Source organism: Leptolyngbya sp. DQ-M1 (assembly GCF_039962505.1).
Lineage (GTDB): Bacteria > Cyanobacteriota > Cyanobacteriia > Leptolyngbyales > Leptolyngbyaceae > Leptolyngbya.
Map to the genome: position 1 here is coordinate 676,826 of NZ_JAMPLJ010000003.1, position 16,188 is coordinate 693,013.

A 16,188-nucleotide genomic window follows, 5' to 3' on the forward strand; every position below is an offset into this window, starting at 1 on the left:
AAAGAGTTCTCTCCGTAAAATACCTGATTGCTTTAGCCATAACTTTGCTCATACTGACAAAAGGGCTAGAAGAGCGTGTCGGGTCTTTCTTAAAGCGCTCAAGTCATTTGCCCACCTTACAAACTGTTTCAGTGACGTAGGCATTGTCTTTGTGAACGACCTGGACTTAGAGCGACCCAGAATCTTAGTTGTAGATGATCATCCTTCAAGCCGGATGACGGCTGTGGCGCTACTGACGATCGAAGGCTACGACGTGATCGAAGCCGAGAGCGGCGCTTCAGCGTTAGCAAAACTGCACCAAGCCGCTCCAGATTTGATTTTGCTCGATGTGATGATGCCAGGAATGGACGGCTACGAAGTGTGCCGCCGCCTCAAGGAAGACGAGCAGACTCGTTTAACTCCGGTTGTCTTTATTACGGCACTCGACGATCGTCGATCGCGCTTGCAGGGAATCGAAGCAGGCGGCGATGACTTTCTCACGAAACCTTTTGATCAACTCGAACTCTCTGCGCGAGTCAAATCGCTGGTTCGGCAAAAGCGGCTCAATGAAGACCTCGACCACGCAGAGAAAGTGTTATTTTCGATCGCTCGCACCGTAGAAAGCCGCGACCCCAATACCGGAGATCATTGTGAACGATTGGTATTGCAAGGAAAAGCGTTTGCAGAATACTTAGGGTTAACGCGATCGCAGATCCGAGATTTGATGTGGGGCGGCTACCTCCACGACATTGGCAAAGTCGGCATTCCAGACGCGGTGCTGTTGAAAAAAGGCAATCTCACCGTAGAAGAGTTCAGCGTTATGAAACAGCACGTCCTGATTGGCGAAAAAATTTGTCAGCCGCTACGGACGATGCGAGGCGTTTTGCCGATTATTCGGCATCACCATGAGCGGTGGGACGGTTCTGGATACCCAGATGGCTTGAAGGGCGATGACATTCCCTTCCTGGCGCAAGTGTTTCAGATTCTCGATATTTATGATGCGTTAACGAGCGAACGTCCTTATAAAAGAGCATTTTCTTCTGAAGAAGCCCTGAGAAAAATTGTTGAAGAAACCAACCAAGGCTGGCGCAATCCAGAGCTGATCGAAGCCTTTTGCAGCTTTATTCGAGCGATCGAGATGCAAACGACGAATGAACCGGTTTGGTTTCAACAGTACATTAAGCTTGAGAATCACGTTTAGGCGAAGAGGCTATGGCGAATTCTGTTTGAGCTGTGAGCACTAAAATGAGTTGTGAGCGCTAAAAGAAGTGAGGTAGAGAGTAGGGGGCTAAGAAGGGAACGACATCTCACTCCCCACTAATTTAAGATCGCTATATCTTTCTTTTTGGGAAAGCTGCTTTAGAATTGGTGTAATGCTTCCTTGAGTCGATGAACGCAGAAACGGCAAAGCAATGCTTCAACCCATCATCTGAAGCAGGTTTGAATTTAAGTTGTTATTTAATCGAAATGTTGGAGGCGCGATGTTAGTCATTCTAGCGGGCGATCAACTCCTTTCAGTACACCAGGTCTGTCAAGGCTGCTTAATGGCAGACCAAAGCGGCCAACCCCGATGGCGACAAGGGCAATTGCGCTGCGGTCAAGCGATTAGTCGATTGGGTGAAAAGCTGCCAGCGCAGTTTGAGTGCCAAATGGGATTTAGAGTCGCCAATATCGAGTAATCCTTGGCTGTAGACGTGATAGCCGGGAGACTGTGTTCTTTCATCGTCTGCGAAGTGCGTTATTCTGGGCATAGCTTATTTGCATGACAACGCTTAGGAGAATTTAGTTATGTCGTGGCGCGGATCTACAACGGTGTCCGATCGCATCTTTGCTTCTCTGGTCTATCTTTTGCCGCTGTTAGATGTCTTGCGCTTTGTGGGACAAATTCTGAGGCTCACAGGCTCTGTTCTGAGTCCACTCATTGTGCTCGTTGAAACGCCGCTCAGACCTCTCCTCTCGATTTACACAGGCTTTGTCCCATTTATTGTGTTTATTGCGCTGTTTGCTCTCGTTGTGCGAAACGAAAACATTCCGCACTTCATCCGATTCAATACTTTACAGGCGATCTTCTTTGGAATTGTGCTGAGCTTGGTCGAGATTATCTGGCAGTTTGCACTCTCTCCAGTATTCGGGACACTGCTTACCCAAACGTTGTTCAATGCCGTTTTCTTAGGCATGATTGCAGCAGTTGGATACTCGATCGTTCAAACCGTTCTAGGGCGATATGCCGAGATTCCCACGATCTCGGATGCCGTTTACACCTACGTCCGCTAATCCTGTAATTGGATTTGATAAAGCGGCGATCGCAAGCTGACTCCATTTTCGAGAAATCCGATCCCTTCGATTTCGACTCGAACGCGATCCCCTGCTTGCATCGCCCCAACACCTTCTGGAGTTCCGGTGAGAATCACATCTCCTGGAAGCAGCGTCATAATCTGGCTGATGTAAGACACAAGCCTATCCGGTGAGAACACCATGTCTCCGATCGAAGCCGACTGCACCGGCTGATCGTTGAGAAAGGTTTGCAGCCGCGCATCGGGATTGATTTCACGCACGATCCAAGGGCCTAACGGACAGAACGTATCGAAGCCCTTAGCGCGTGTCCACTGCCCGTCTTTTTTTTGCAAATCTCGCGCTGTGACATCGTTGGCGATCGTGTAGCCCCAGATTTTGCTGTGCGCTTCTTGGGCAGGGCAGTCTTTGACGCGATCGCCGATGACGAGTGCTAATTCGCCTTCATAGTCAACCCGTTGAGATTGCGCGGGATATAGAATTTCGGCATTCAGTGCAATCACCGTCGTTGGAGGCTTGAGAAATAAGAGCGGCTCTTGGGGAACTGGGGTTCCCATTTCTGCAGCGTGGTCTGCGTAGTTTTTGCCAACGGCGATGATTTTTGAGGGCGCACAAGGCGCAAGCAGATGATAGTTGGTGAGTCGCTGATCGGTCGGTTGTCCTTTTAGCCAGGGGGGAGCGTCTAAAACCTGAACGGTGCGATCGATTTGCAGCAATCCATAGTAGATTTTGCCATCAGGAGTTTGAACGCGGACATAACGCTGTGCCATAAAAATAACCAGAATCGATAGGGGTAGACCAGATCAATGAGCGCGACGAATTCACGAGAAACTGGTATAGAATTGTAATTCCTTGCCCTTTTATTATTGGGGTTTCTCTGCCTAAATCAAGTGCGAATCACTAATTTATGCAGTTACCCGAATAACTTGAAAGAGCCATTTAGCCCGTAAGGAGTTGTTTGATGAGTCAGTTGTACGAAACGATGTATATTTTACGTCCTGACATCGGGGACGAAGCAGTCGATCAGGCGATCGAGAAGTATCAATCGATGTTGAGAGAGAACGGTGGGGAGATTATCGAGACTCAGCATCGGGGTAAGCGGCGGTTGGCTTACGAGATTGACAGACTGCGCGAAGGAATTTACGTGCAGATGAATTTCCGAGCGAACGGCAACCAGATTGCGCCGATGGAGCGAGCAATGCGGTTAAGTACCGAGGTGGTTCGGTATTTGACGGTGAAGCAAGAGGAGCCGGAAGTCGCTGAGGCGGTTGAGGCTTAGCATTTCGCAGTTTGAAGTTTAGAAAACTCCGGTTTCATTCCGAAACCGGAGTTTTTTTAATGAAAATTTTCAGCCCAGTCTTATCGACTGAGCAAAATTCCCCTTAATCCCGCAGCGTTGGCGGCTTCGTAATCTTCTTGCAGACTGTCGCCAATGTGCCACGCATCGCCAGGGTCACATTGATGTTTAGCAAGCGCGATCGCAAAAATCTTCGGGTCAGGTTTGGCGACTCCTGCTTCTGTTGAGATAGTGATCGATGCAAAGAAGTCTGCCAGATCCAGCGCTCTGAGAACTTTGTACAGTCGAGAATCGAAATTCGAGAGAATGCCTAGCGGAATATCAAGACTCCGGAGTTTTGTCAGGGTTGGAACTGTATCGGGATAAACGATCCAAGGTTTAGCCGTCTCGAAATGCACATACAAATCGGAAAAGAAGCCGGAAAAATCCTCGAACTGGTGTAACACGCCCGCTTGATCGAAGGTCTGCTGTGCGATCGTGTTCCACCACTGCTGCTCAAGCTGGGGAATTTCTAAGATGTCCACTCCCGGAAAGGTGCAGGGCGGAGACGCTTTGAACGCTTCGTAGAAGGCACTATCAATCACGCTAGCATTGACTGCGACCCCGTATTTCTGAGCGATGTCACGATACACTTGACCAACACTGCCTCGCACCCCAAACAGTGTGCCAACTGCATCAAAAAACACCACACGGGGACGCTTCATCGCTCGATCACGCCAAACTCAACAAAGAATCGAACTCCTATTATCAATTGTTTTGGGTCAATGTGTTGACGATCGGGCGGGTGATCCAGTTGAACCCAACGCGGAGTTGATGTCTGAGGGTTGGCATTCGATTCAGGTAAGCTAAGCGGCGAGCCAGATGAGCTAGGGTACCATCGAGCTGAATTCCAAGCCCAGTCAGGGTCGCTTCATTGATGCCCAGGGTCATCATTTCACCGAGATATTGATAACGGAAAGGCAGAAGCGGTCGATCGCTCAGCGATGCCCAAATATTCCAGCCTGCGTAATCCGATTGCTGAAAGGCCGCTTGAGCTGTGGAGGGAACTTGCTGATTGTCAGCATCTTTGCAGTCGGCGAGATCCCCGATCGCGAAAATTTCAGGCCGATCGACGACTTGTAGCGTGGGCGTAACGACGATTTGATCGCGTGAATTTTGCTTGAGGGGTAGATTCTTCACGACTTCATTCATGCGAGTGCCGATCGTCCAAAGCACCAAATCGACCGGAATCGTATCGACTACGCCTTTGTAGAGCAACGAGATACTGTCAGCCGCGATCGATTCCACTGAAGTTTCTAAATCCGTCCAAATGCTGCGCTTTTCAAGGGCTTGCGTGGCTGCTTCGCGATTATGCGGAGAGGACGATCGCAAAATTTGATCCGAAAGCTCAATCAACCGAACCCGACCGCGATCACCGAGCTTATCGGCAATCTTGCAAGCGAGTTCTACGCCACTGTAGCCCGCCCCGACGATCGCAACCCGAATCTTATCGGCATCTGAGGTTTCTAGCTGTCTGAGCCGATCTTCTAGCCGATAGGCATCTTGAATTGTTCTAAACGGAATCGCAAATTCTGCCGCACCCGGAACGAGATCCAACGGAGTTTCCCCGCCCATTGCTAAAACTAGGCGATCGTAGTCGAGCAATCCGCCGTTCTCTAGCCGGACTTGCTGCGTTTCGATGTTAATTTCAGTCACCGCCGACTGACGGAACCGGATCGACGTGCCTTGGAGCAGTTCTTCGTAAGGTGGCGCGACTTCCCACGATTGCAGTTCTCCGGTAACGACCTCGTAGAGCAACGGAGAGAAAACAAAGCGATCGCGCGAATCAATGATCGTAATTTCTGGTTTCTCGGTCTTTGTCCAAGGAAGACCATGCAAACGGAGCGCAGTGTACAAGCCCCCGAAGCCACCACCGAGAATACAAACTTTTGCAGGAGTGTGAGACATAAGACACGCGAGAAAGGGCAACTTTCTTAATTCTAAGTTCGGAATTCTAAATTCGGAATGACTGCTGCGCCGATCGCCCGAATTTCTACCTTACGTCCGGTGGCTTGGTAACTTAGGCAAATTTCCAGGTAAGACTCTGGTTTATAGGCGAGTCGTTCTGCCCACTCGATCGCGCAGATTCCTGGTTCTACTTCGATGCCTTCCCAGTAGATTTCGGGGTAAAGCGTGGCGGTTTGGTGCAGTTCTAATCGGTACAGATCGAAGTGATAAAGCGGCACTCGTCCGTCAAGGTATTCGTTAATTAAGGTAAATGTTGGGCTTTCGATCGAGTCTTCGATCCCCAATCCCTCACCCAATGCCTGCACAAATGCGGTCTTGCCGCTGCCTAAATCGCCTTGCAATAAAAGCACCGTTCCCGCAGGCAATTGCTGCCCGAACTGAAGACCGAGCAATCGGGTATCGGCGGCGGTTTTGAGGTCGATCGTTTTCATCGTCTTGAGCGTTCATACCAGCGAAGAATGACCCGTGCGAGCTTGCGCGAATCATGACGCACATAGCCTGTTTCTTCATCCTCGGTCATGATGTTGGCGCGAATCACCCTTCGTCCGAGCTGCATCACTCGATCTGGATCGAGATCAACCGGACGAGACTGTTCTTGAGCGTATCGTAAGAGCGCCTTGGAGGAAGGCGGCGTTTTTTGCACCAAGACCGAATCAAATAATTGCTGTCCACAAGCTTGATCGATCGCCCGAATATGATCTGCAACCGAATAATCATCGGTTTCTCCGGGTTGCGTCATGATGTTGCAAATATAAATGCAGGGGACTTGCCGAGCCGCGATCGCCTCGGCAATTTCAGGCACCAGTAAATTCGGAATGACGCTGGTGTAGAGGCTTCCAGGCCCGATTACGATATAGTCTGCGTCCTCGATCGCGTCGATCGCTTTTGGCAGTGCAGGGGGATTTTCGGGTTTACAGCCAATGCGAACGATTTTTCCTCGCGCTTCTGTGATGCTCGATTCGCCTTCAACGTAGCGACCATCGGCGAATTCTGCCCACAATTTCACATCGCTTAAAGTGGCGGGTAGCACCTGACCGCGAATCGCTAACACTTTGGAACTCGCTGCGATCGCTCTTTCAAAATCTCCGGTAATGTCGCTGAGTACAGTGAGAAATAGATTTCCAAAGCTGTGTCCAGCCAGTCCATCGCCTGCTTTGAATCGATATTGAAACAGTTCGGTTAGAAGTTTTTCTTCGTCTGCTAGCGCCGCAATACAGTTGCGAATATCTCCCGGAGGCAACACACCAATTTCGCGCCGCAAGCGTCCCGACGAGCCGCCATCATCCGCCACCGTGACGATCGCCGTGATATTTGCGCTAATGCCTTTTAGTCCTCGCAGCAGCGTTGACAGCCCAGTTCCACCCCCGATCGTTACAATTTTCGCGCCTCGATTCAGCTTGCGGTGGCTAATCAGCACATCGACTAAATCTTCATCGCGATCGCTCATCAAAACTTCGGTAATCGATCCAAACGTGCGCGTCTGTCCCCAAAACACCAGCAGCAGTCCCAAAATCAGTACCAGTGGGCCGCTAATGTAGTTTGGAACCAGGCTCGTGATTAACTCCAGCAACTCGCCGGAGAACTGCATAATATAAAACACCGGAGTCAATCGGCTCCAGATTGCTACACCCAGTAACACCATCAAAATGCCGCTGACGCTGATAAACATCCAGCGCTTGACGAGCAAACCCGGAGACAGCCACTTAAACCAGTGACCCGCTCGATCGGGAAGACGGCGCGAATACGAACGCGAAACGCGCATTGCCTTTTTGAGAAAACGATTGGTCGTCATGCTGGGGTAAACCTTAGCGGGATGGCTCGATCTAGCTATGCAGCATACCCTAAGTTTGGAATTGCAACGGGGCAATCCTGAACGGAGGACGCGCAGTTATTCTGACAACTACCTTGTTTTCTCCGACTTTGCCTCGCTAACCGGGAAGAATTTACGGAAAATTTATTAGAAGACCAGAAGTATTACGGATCTAATTTGGGTGCTTTTGCGGGTCGGGGGTGCGATAAATTCCGATTAACAAGCAGATAATGCCGACATTGATGAAAATATCGGCAAAGTTAAAAATCGGAAATTGAATCCAGATGAAGCGCGGAAACGGATTCGGATAAGGGACATACACAAACGGAACTTTAATAAAATCGACCACATGACCCAACACAAAGCGATCGATACCGTTGCCTAGCGCTCCGCTCAGAATCAAACCATAGCCGATCTGCTCCCAGCGTGGCATCCGTCTGCCAAACCACGCCCACGCCATCAGCGCGACACTCGCCAACAGCGACAACCACCGCAAGAGCGGACTCCCAGAGAGAATGCCAAATGCGGCTCCATCATTAATCACATAAACCCAGTGCAAAATCCCTGGAATGACTGGAATATCCTGGGGCGGAATCGTCAGCGCCATCGTTCTGACCACGATTAGCTTGGTGAGCCGATCGATGATCAATCCCGCGATCGCGACGATCCAGAAAAAGCGGTTTTTTAGCATGACGTGACGGTAAGAGGAGCAGATTCCAATTCTCACAGAAAATTGATCCGCTTAGTAGAACATGATGCGGCGCAGCACCAAGGCTAGAACAGCGATCGCGCAAGTCACTGCTAATTGTCCCGGCAGTAAATTCACGGAATAGGTGAGAAACGCTTGCCAAATCGAAGCCGTTCCGAGATCCACCCATCGCAGCACCGAACCGACCACCAAGTATAGAATGCCGACCAAGTGAATCACGAATAGCCCACAAAGCCCGCTAAATGCGAGAGTTTCCAAGCGGGGTACTGTTTTGAATGCAAGATAGCCGCAAATCCAGGCACCTGGAACAAATCCCAGTAAGTACCCAAAGCTAGGAGCGCTGACATACTGAAGCCCGCCTCCTTGCGAAAACACTGGAAGTCCTACCAGTCCCAGCGTCAGATAAGCAATTTGTGACATGACTGCCGCATTTTTCCCACCCAGGCAGCCCACCAGCAGCACGGCTCCGATTTGATAGCTCACACCGAGAAAATACAGCGGAACCGATTGCGATGCCCAGGGAAGCCCCACAATTGATGCCCTCAGCAACGTTCCTCCGATCGTCAACATCAGTCCAATCAGTGCCCACATCAAATCGGTGATCGTAATCCGAAATCGGGGGCGCGATCGGGCCGGGGGGCGGCGGGAGGGGGTACGAGTCATCGTGAAGAAGTTTTCCATCAGTCGTGTACGGGAAGCGCCAATCGCAAAACCCGGCAGTGGAGATTGTATCGCACGGCAGAATCGATAATGATAAAGAATCGTTCTTTAGCGTTGACTTATGATTGCTGCTGTTCAAACTCGCGATCGGATTGCCCAAATTTATCATCAGCCGTTCCCTGATTTGCTGTTTGAGGCGCAGCGCGTTCATCGCGAACACCACGACCCGCGCACGGTACAGTTTTGCACTCTAGGAAATATTAAGAGCGGTGCTTGTCCTGAAGATTGCGGCTATTGTGCTCAGAGTGTGCATCACAATACGGGCTTGAAGCCGGAACCGCTGATGGAGATTGATTCGGTGCTTGAAGAAGCAAAGGCGGCAAAAGCAGGCGGATCAACGCGGTTTTGTATGGGAGCCGCTTGGCGAGAGGTGCGAGACGGGGCACAGTTCGATCGCGTTCTGGAGATGGTGCGTCAGGTGGCAGCGCTGGATCTGGAGGTTTGCTGTACGCTTGGAATGCTCAAACCGCATCAGGCACAACAACTTAAAGCGGCAGGGCTAACAGCCTACAATCACAATCTAGATACGTCCGCAGAATATTACGACAAGATTATTACCACCCGGACTTATCAGGATCGCTTAGAGACGATTCGGGCGGTAAGTGAGGCAGGGATTTCGGTGTGCTGTGGTGGCATTTTGGGGCTGGGTGAATCAGTGAACGATCGCCTCTCGCTGCTCGAAACTCTGACGACGTTTGATCCGCCCCCTGAATCGATCCCAATCAATGCCTTGATTCCAATTGAAGGGACACCGCTTGAGACTGCGACTCCGATCGATGGTATTGCTTTGGTGCGAATGATTGCGACCACTCGGATTCTGTTTCCGAAAGCGATGGTGAGATTGTCCGCAGGTAGAACTCAAATGAGTGATGAACTGCAAGCCATGTGTTTCTTTGCAGGAGCAAACTCGATTTTTACGGGTGCGAAGCTGTTAACGGCTCCGAATCCAGAACGATCGCACGATGAGGAGCTGATTATCGATCGATTGGGAATGATGCCGAAACCGCTTTAAGGTTCAGACTCCCACGGCAGATTACAGCGATCGTGGGAGTTTTTTGATTATTTCAAGGGATGAATCAGCCCTGGAATTTAGGGAGCAACTCCGAATCTAATATCGAAGCGAACCTTCTCTATCGAACTCATTTCCTTTGAGTTGAGCAGTTTTATTGCGATCGCGATAAGTCGAAAGAAACACAATAAACAGAATTGCAAAGGTCAGATCAATCACACCAGAAAGTAGATAAAACGGGTGAAGCTTACCCAGCAGCGTGTGATATGCCAGAATTGCAAAAACGCTTGATTGACCAATAATCCCTAACCTAACAATGTCGTGATTTTGAGAAATATCGCGACCCACCCACCAATAACCAATCCCGATCACAATTACAAAACCATAGAATAGTTGGTTATATTCAGGATTCATGAGAGATTCAGTATTCAAGGCAGTCCGAATCCAACCATCGGCAAAGAGAAAAACGATCGCTTCAATCCAGTTAATCACTGCTTTAACTTGAAACATCCGTTTCCAAGCCATTGCGCTGTTCATTACATTGTTCATTGCATTGTTTATCGAACCTTCCTCCCATTGATGGTTATGATTTCGATCGCTGGTTTGTTGCAGTAGATGTGGAAGCTGCTCGTGTGCTTGTAGTTTGCTTTTCGCTGCTTTGAAGTCAGTTGCCATTTGCTTTTGCTGTTCTGGGCTAAAGTTGTGCTTCAAAATTGGAAAGATATCTTTTTCTTCTTGATTGATATGGTCTCGAACAGCCTGCCTCACTTGCTTCACTTTCGATTTGAAGTCTGGATCTCTAACATCAAGCGATCGCACCTCATCTAACATTCCGATCGCCTCATCGGTTTGCTCCACAATGTCCGGCATAGCTCGATAGTAGGGACTAGCCGCATGATAAACAATCTGCTCTTCTGCAAGACCATGAATGCTGACATCCTTGTAAAGTTGGACAAAGCACTCTTGAATCTTTTCCGGATCATCAGTTGCCAGAATTTCAGCAAACAAAATATCTGACTTGGTGTGATCCATCAGCAACAGATCCCGAATCGACATCTCATCATCCGTGCGAGTAATCACACTGCCTGCGACACCCGTGAGCGCGGCGATCGCATCTTCGACTCGTGCCCAAAGTCCTTGATCTGGCTCTTGTCCGGTCAGTTCTCGCACACCCAAGATTTCTAAGAAGCCTTTGAGTTGTTCTTGATGGGCGCGATTTTCAAAATTAACCGTGTGAATCGGAGCGATCGCAGCCTCAACATCAGCCCCAACCAACTGTGCTGCTTTATGAATCGTGAGACCCGTCATCGTTTGCCGGTGTTTGAGAAGCTCATGCTGAAAGACTTTCTCAAACACAGACAGTTTAGAATCTTGCATCTGAGTTTGAATCTCTTCTAGCTGCTGTTGGATACTCCTTTTAGGCTGAGATTGAATACCGGACTGAATAATCACGGTCTCTAGAATGCCTAAGTTTTTTTGATCGTCTTCCAGCATTTTTAGCAATCGCCGGCGAATATGATCATCGTTAACTAAGTTAATTAAGCATTGATCATTAGAAATTAGTAATTGTTGCAGCGATCGCATCTCTGCTAACTGAATTGCGATCGCGCCTCTGTTTGTGGCATTTAGCGGCATCACCATAACTCCCTCTCTTCTGAAAGGCTTACAGCCGCTACAATACTCAACCCAAAATGACCCTTCCTCTACTCTAGGAAGCACGTTTTCAACTTGAGCGCTGCAATCCTTTGTTGTGCAAATGCTGCTCAATTTGCTGCATTTCTTCTATTGTGGCTCCGGTGACAATGCCATAAATTTCGGTGTAGATTTTGCCGTATTTCACTTTTTCTAGGGCTGATAGGATTAAAAAGTCTTTTTGCTCTAGCTCTGGCTTTAAGCGGGTCAAGATAGAATCTAATGTGCCTTCCATCCGGTAGTCGCTAGAGTATTTAGCGATCGCTTTATCCAACTTCAACAACTCATGGCGCTGTAGACACAGAGGAGTAGAGCCGTTAATGCGAAAGTTGGCATCGATCGCATACAGTTGCCCGTCTCGGTCTTCCAACACATCTACACCAATCACGCCAAAATAGCCTTGTTGGTGAGCATACTGCGCGACGTTGGCAATCAATTGAGAGAACTGGCTCAAGTCGTCAGTATAGTCAATCAAGCCGCCCAGATAGTCCCCTGTAGAAGTCGTAAGCTGCTGAGTCACACCGATTAACGTAATCTCACCCTGTTGATTCACATAGAACTGAATGCAGTAGTTTTGAACTTCGTGTTGAACAAACTCTGAAACAATGATTGTTTCTAATAAATGAATTCTTAGATACTTCTTTAGTTCTTCCAGACAATAGTGCAAATCACTAGGGTTACGAATGATATAAGTTCCCTCACCGGAAAGACCATGCGAGGTTTTGATCAGGTAAGGAAACTGCTCTGGAAGCTGGATCTCGTCAAGACGAGTTTGCTTAAGCTGATAGGTTTGATAGTTCGGACAAGGCACTCCTAGCTTAGAAAGAGTCACTTTACTCAGCAGATGATAGTGTATGTCTGGATCAACTGCGTGTTTTTCGGGAAGCAATCGATCGAACGGAAACAGAGTAATCACACGATCGATCTGCCCGCTCTCACTGAGGTCATCCAAATAAGTGGAGCAATCCAATTGTTCAATCTGACTATATTGAAAGCCAAACTGATCACGCCAGTATTGCATCAATAAAGGCGGTGGCGGAACAATCATCACACCGGGCAACCCGTCGCCCAACACAGCTAAATTTTTCCAAGGTTCTTTTTGGCAAATCTTATCAAACGAAGTTTTGGTCGCTTCACTGCTGCCATCCTGCAAAAAATACTTTCGCGTGTTTGGATATGCCGCCCAGCTTGCAGTTGCAGGATAGTTCAAAATCAACGTATCCCGATCGCGCTGAATGTCTTGAGCAAACAAATCGGACAGCGAATTCCCTTGAAAAAATTGAAATGTGTGCTGAAAAGACATAGTGAACCGGAGTCGGAGGTTATTTTTTGCGAGTAAAAGTAGCAGGTTGCTCTAAATCCTCATTCATGTACGCAACTGCCATATCTTGAGAATTGTGCGCCCAACCGATCCGCCCTTGAGAATCAAGCAAAATACATCCCGCTTCACCTTCTACCCGGCTAACTAAGGTCTCGATCGCAAATTGGGCTGCCTCATCTGGATGCTGGTGTCTGAGCGCATCGATCGCAGTCTTTGCTAGCACAACTGGAATAATCGATTCACCATCGCCTGTGGTTGAGCAAGCACCGACCTGATTATCGGCATACAGTCCGCACCCAACCACCGCCGAATCGCCCACTCGACCTTGAGGCTGTCCCGTGATTCCACCTGTGGATGTCCCCGCAACCAGGTTGCCATTCGCATCCAGCGCCACACACCCCACTGTATTTGGACGATCCAAAACTTCTGCCTCTTCTTTCCACTCCTGGTATTGTTCTCCGCTCACCAAGGCTTCTTTTGCACAAATCTCTAGGCCATGTTCGTGAGCAAACCGTTCTCCACTGCGAGCCACCAAGAAGCGGGAGCGCTTTTCCATAATTTTTCGAGCAACTGCGATCGGATGACGTACTCCCTGAACCGCAGCGATAGCCCCCCACCCTAATGTTGCTCCGTCCATGATTGCAGCATCGACCTCGACTTCACCTTCGCGATTCAGCGTCGAACCGAAACCCGCATTAAAAGTTTGATCCGATTCTAGTACCCGAATCGCGGCTTCGACGGCTTCTGCTGCACTTCCACCTTGACTCAGCACTGCCCATCCAGCTTCGACTGCCGATCGACAACCTGCTTGATTCGCTGCCACTTTGTCCTCTGAAATCGTTTTCGCCCCGCCATGAACAATGATCACGGGTTTTACGCTGCTCATTTCTGCCCTAGCCCAACATTTACTCACTACAATAGCGATTGCGAATCAGCGCCATCTCTACCGCAGGGATCACGATCGTGGAGCAGACTCGCGGTTTTGAGCCGACGGAACCGGACACGCTAATTGCAGCAGGTTTTTGATTTCAGTGAATAGAACTTCCAGCACGATCGGCTTGGCAATGTGAGCATCAAATCCTGCGGCGATCGCGCTTAGTCGATCTTCTTCTCTCGCATTTGCCGTCAGCGCGATCGCCGGGATGCGGCAGGACTCAACAGCACGAATATGCTGGATAAAATCGTACCCATCCATTCCCGGCATACTGATATCGCTGAGAATCAAATCGGGCGCGAATGACGAGAATTTAGCGATCGCGTCTTGAGCCGAGTCCGAGAGCGAAACGATCGCTTGCTCATCTTCCAAAATAAATCGCAGCAACTCTCTCGCATCTGCTTCATCTTCAACAATTAAAACTTTGTAGCCGCTGAGACATCCAGTTACCTGTGGAGTCAGGGAAATCACTTCAGGCATCAATTCAGCACTAGGATTCAATACAGGAAGCTTCACGATAAAGGTCGCACCGCGATCCACTCCTTCACTTCTTGCTTCAACCTTGCCCTGATGCAGTTCGACCAAGTGCCGCACGATCGCTAAACCCAACCCCAACCCACCAAAATTCCGAGTTGTGCCGCTATCCTCCTGCCGAAATCGCTCAAATACGTGCGGCAAAAAGTCTGGATGAATCCCTTTCCCAGTATCACTGACGCTGATTTGCACAAAACCGAGTGTCTCGTTCGGAGGGTATTCAAGTGCGATCGTGACTCGTCCGTTTTGTGGGGTGAATTTAACCGCATTCGTCAGCAAATTAACAACCACCTGCTGCAATCGATTCGGATCGCCGTGGACTAACAGCCTAGACTCCAAGTTTGGAGGCGAAAACGCGATCGAAATGCCTTTTGCTTCTGCGGATAGTCTAACCGTTTCGATCGCCGATCGAACCACTAACCCAATCTCTAGTGCAATCTGTCGCAGCACCAGCTTGTCCCGCAGAATCCGGGACACATCGAGCAAATCTTCGATCAGTTGCGATTGCAGTTTGGCGTTTCGACTGATCGTTTCGATCGCTTTTTGCGTGGTGCTGGCATCGAGCTTACCGCTCTGTAATAATCTTGCCCAGCCTAAAATGGGATTCAGCGGCGTTCTCAGTTCGTGCGAAACGACAGCAAGAAATTCATCTTTGATGCGGTTGGCTGTCTCAGCTTGCGATCGAGTTGCTTGCTCTCGCACTAGCAGTTGATCTTTTTCTAGATTCGTTCGCTCTAATTGAGCATTCGTCTTTGCTAAGGTGCGATTGGTCTGTTCTAGAATTTCGTTCAGGCGCGATCGGGCTTCGTATTCTGCAAGTTGGATTTGAGAAATTGCGAGTTTAACCTGCGCTTGAGTCTGTTGAGTGATCGCGGTTCCAGTAAATAATCCAATCACACATTGAGTCAGCAAACTGAGCTTATGCACCGTCAGTACGTCTGAACTAATTGGAAATTCAGGCAGGGTTAGTGCTTGAGGATATTTCAGCACATAGCTTAATAAGGCGGAGATGACACAAAGGCTAGCTGTACTGGCACCCCCCACGGCTCCAAACCGCAGTGCTGCCCAGAGAATCGGCACAAAGTTCAGAAAAGAAAATTGCTGAAACGCAAATCCTGTTTGACTGGTTTGGGAAACGCTCAACAGCGCGATCGCAAAACACAGACCGACAATTACAATCTTCTCTGCTCTCAGTCGGGGTGAATCTTGACACCGGGGAGACGGAGCAGGCAGATCTTCTGGTAACCATTGCCAGCGCTGTAGAGTTGGAGTCAGCGTCAGAAGCGCGATCGGGGCAAGCACCATCGTTGCTATCGCGTTTCCCAGCCACCAGGGTGGGATTGTGTTCACTACGGCTTGCCAAGACATTGTGCCAGTCAAAGCTAAAGACAAACTCCCTACAACCGCAGAACTTGCACAAGCAAACACGGGCGCACTCAAAATAAAGGCGCTGACATCCTTGAGCCGCCCCAGAAACAGCGATCGCTGCCAAAACTGACGGTAAAGCCACCATGCAACGAAGGGTTCAACCGCATCGGTCATACCAACCCACTGCATCCAGCCGCTACTGCCCCAGAGCGGCGCGAGAATAGTAGAGACGAGTCCAGCAACGATCGCGGCGGCAGGTCCAAACCAAATCGCTAATGTAATCGCGACTCCTGACGGCGGAAACCAGAGCGATACCGCTGGGTGTATCCGAAACAGTAGTGCGGCGTAGTGTGCGAATACAAGACCACCCGCACCAAGCAGCAATGGCAGCCAATTTTGCTTGAAGCCGCGATTGCGATCGCGGGTGCCAGTGGCATCGTTCATGTCAAACTCAAGCCTGTGCTAGACGGGATCTGTCTTATGATAGACATAAAATATGAGTATATTCCCGATAGC

Annotated in this window: 16 protein-coding genes; 5 read left to right on the forward strand and 11 right to left on the reverse strand. The window is 49.4% G+C overall.

Annotated features, from left to right (window positions below):
• Nucleotides 1–151 precede the first annotated feature (151 nt).
• The 3 genes from NC981_RS12940 (at nt 152) to NC981_RS12950 (ending at nt 2,253) form a co-directional block, all read left to right on the forward strand.
• On the forward strand, nt 152–1,180 hold the full coding sequence (locus tag NC981_RS12940) for a two-component system response regulator (RefSeq protein WP_348243148.1): 1,029 nt from the start codon (nt 152–154) through the stop codon (nt 1,178–1,180).
• 280 nt (nt 1,181–1,460) lie between these two features.
• Complete coding sequence (locus NC981_RS12945) at nt 1,461–1,658, forward strand: hypothetical protein (protein ID WP_190377199.1); 198 nt, start codon at nt 1,461–1,463, stop codon at nt 1,656–1,658.
• Nucleotides 1,659–1,767: 109 nt separating this feature from the next.
• Nucleotides 1,768–2,253, forward strand: a complete 486-nt coding sequence (locus NC981_RS12950) for a Tic20 family protein (RefSeq protein ID WP_348243149.1) — start codon at nt 1,768–1,770, stop codon at nt 2,251–2,253.
• Here NC981_RS12950 and NC981_RS12955 read toward each other — a convergent pair.
• Nucleotides 2,250–3,041: a fumarylacetoacetate hydrolase family protein gene (locus tag NC981_RS12955; protein WP_348243150.1), complete on the reverse strand. Its 792-nt coding sequence runs from the start codon at nt 3,039–3,041 to the stop codon at nt 2,250–2,252. The genes NC981_RS12950 and NC981_RS12955 overlap by 4 nt on opposite strands.
• Before the next feature lie 191 nt (nt 3,042–3,232).
• On the opposite strand from NC981_RS12955, the gene rpsF reads away from it, so the two are divergent.
• Nucleotides 3,233–3,550 carry a 30S ribosomal protein S6 gene (rpsF, locus tag NC981_RS12960; protein WP_190377202.1) on the forward strand — a complete coding sequence of 106 codons (318 nt, stop codon included), beginning with the start codon at nt 3,233–3,235 and terminating at the stop codon, nt 3,548–3,550.
• Between the two features lie 80 nt (nt 3,551–3,630).
• On the opposite strand, the gene NC981_RS12965 is transcribed toward rpsF, so the two are convergent.
• From NC981_RS12965 to NC981_RS12990, 6 genes are all read right to left on the reverse strand, one after another.
• A complete protein-coding gene (locus tag NC981_RS12965) occupies nt 3,631–4,272 on the reverse strand; it encodes an HAD family hydrolase (RefSeq protein ID WP_348243151.1) in 642 nt (213 codons plus the stop codon).
• Between the two features lie 43 nt (nt 4,273–4,315).
• Nucleotides 4,316–5,515, reverse strand: coding sequence for an NAD(P)/FAD-dependent oxidoreductase (locus NC981_RS12970; RefSeq protein ID WP_348243152.1), 1,200 nt, complete (start codon nt 5,513–5,515; stop codon nt 4,316–4,318).
• Between the two features lie 32 nt (nt 5,516–5,547).
• On the reverse strand, nt 5,548–6,006 hold the full coding sequence (tsaE, locus tag NC981_RS12975) for a tRNA (adenosine(37)-N6)-threonylcarbamoyltransferase complex ATPase subunit type 1 TsaE (RefSeq protein ID WP_348243153.1): 459 nt from the start codon (nt 6,004–6,006) through the stop codon (nt 5,548–5,550).
• Nucleotides 6,003–7,367 carry a gluconeogenesis factor YvcK family protein gene (locus NC981_RS12980; RefSeq protein ID WP_348243154.1) on the reverse strand — a complete coding sequence of 455 codons (1,365 nt, stop codon included), beginning with the start codon at nt 7,365–7,367 and terminating at the stop codon, nt 6,003–6,005. Before NC981_RS12980 ends, tsaE begins: the two co-directional genes overlap by 4 nt.
• A 190-nt stretch (nt 7,368–7,557) precedes the next feature.
• A complete protein-coding gene (lspA, locus tag NC981_RS12985; protein ID WP_348243155.1) occupies nt 7,558–8,076 on the reverse strand; it encodes a signal peptidase II in 519 nt (172 codons plus the stop codon).
• A gap of 51 nt (nt 8,077–8,127) precedes the next feature.
• Complete coding sequence (locus NC981_RS12990) at nt 8,128–8,685, reverse strand: biotin transporter BioY (RefSeq protein ID WP_348243249.1); 558 nt, start codon at nt 8,683–8,685, stop codon at nt 8,128–8,130.
• A gap of 190 nt (nt 8,686–8,875) precedes the next feature.
• Between NC981_RS12990 and bioB the strand changes: the two genes are divergently transcribed.
• Entirely contained in the window at nt 8,876–9,826 is a 951-nt protein-coding gene (bioB, locus tag NC981_RS12995) for a biotin synthase BioB (RefSeq protein ID WP_348243156.1), read from the forward strand.
• A 96-nt stretch (nt 9,827–9,922) separates the two neighbouring features.
• On the opposite strand, the gene NC981_RS13000 is transcribed toward bioB, so the two are convergent.
• From NC981_RS13000 to NC981_RS13015, 4 genes are all read right to left on the reverse strand, one after another.
• Complete coding sequence (locus NC981_RS13000; RefSeq protein ID WP_348243157.1) at nt 9,923–11,464, reverse strand: hemerythrin domain-containing protein; 1,542 nt, start codon at nt 11,462–11,464, stop codon at nt 9,923–9,925.
• An 82-nt stretch (nt 11,465–11,546) separates the two neighbouring features.
• Complete coding sequence (locus NC981_RS13005) at nt 11,547–12,818, reverse strand: ATP-grasp domain-containing protein (RefSeq protein WP_348243158.1); 1,272 nt, start codon at nt 12,816–12,818, stop codon at nt 11,547–11,549.
• A gap of 19 nt (nt 12,819–12,837) precedes the next feature.
• The gene (locus tag NC981_RS13010) at nt 12,838–13,722 is read right to left on the reverse strand and encodes an isoaspartyl peptidase/L-asparaginase family protein (RefSeq protein WP_348243159.1); all 885 of its coding nucleotides are present in this window, start codon (nt 13,720–13,722) and stop codon (nt 12,838–12,840) included.
• Nucleotides 13,723–13,791: 69 nt separating this feature from the next.
• Nucleotides 13,792–16,116 (reverse strand): ATP-binding protein, encoded by a 2,325-nt coding sequence (locus NC981_RS13015; protein WP_348243160.1) that lies wholly within the window; start codon nt 16,114–16,116, stop codon nt 13,792–13,794.
• Nucleotides 16,117–16,188 lie beyond the last annotated feature (72 nt).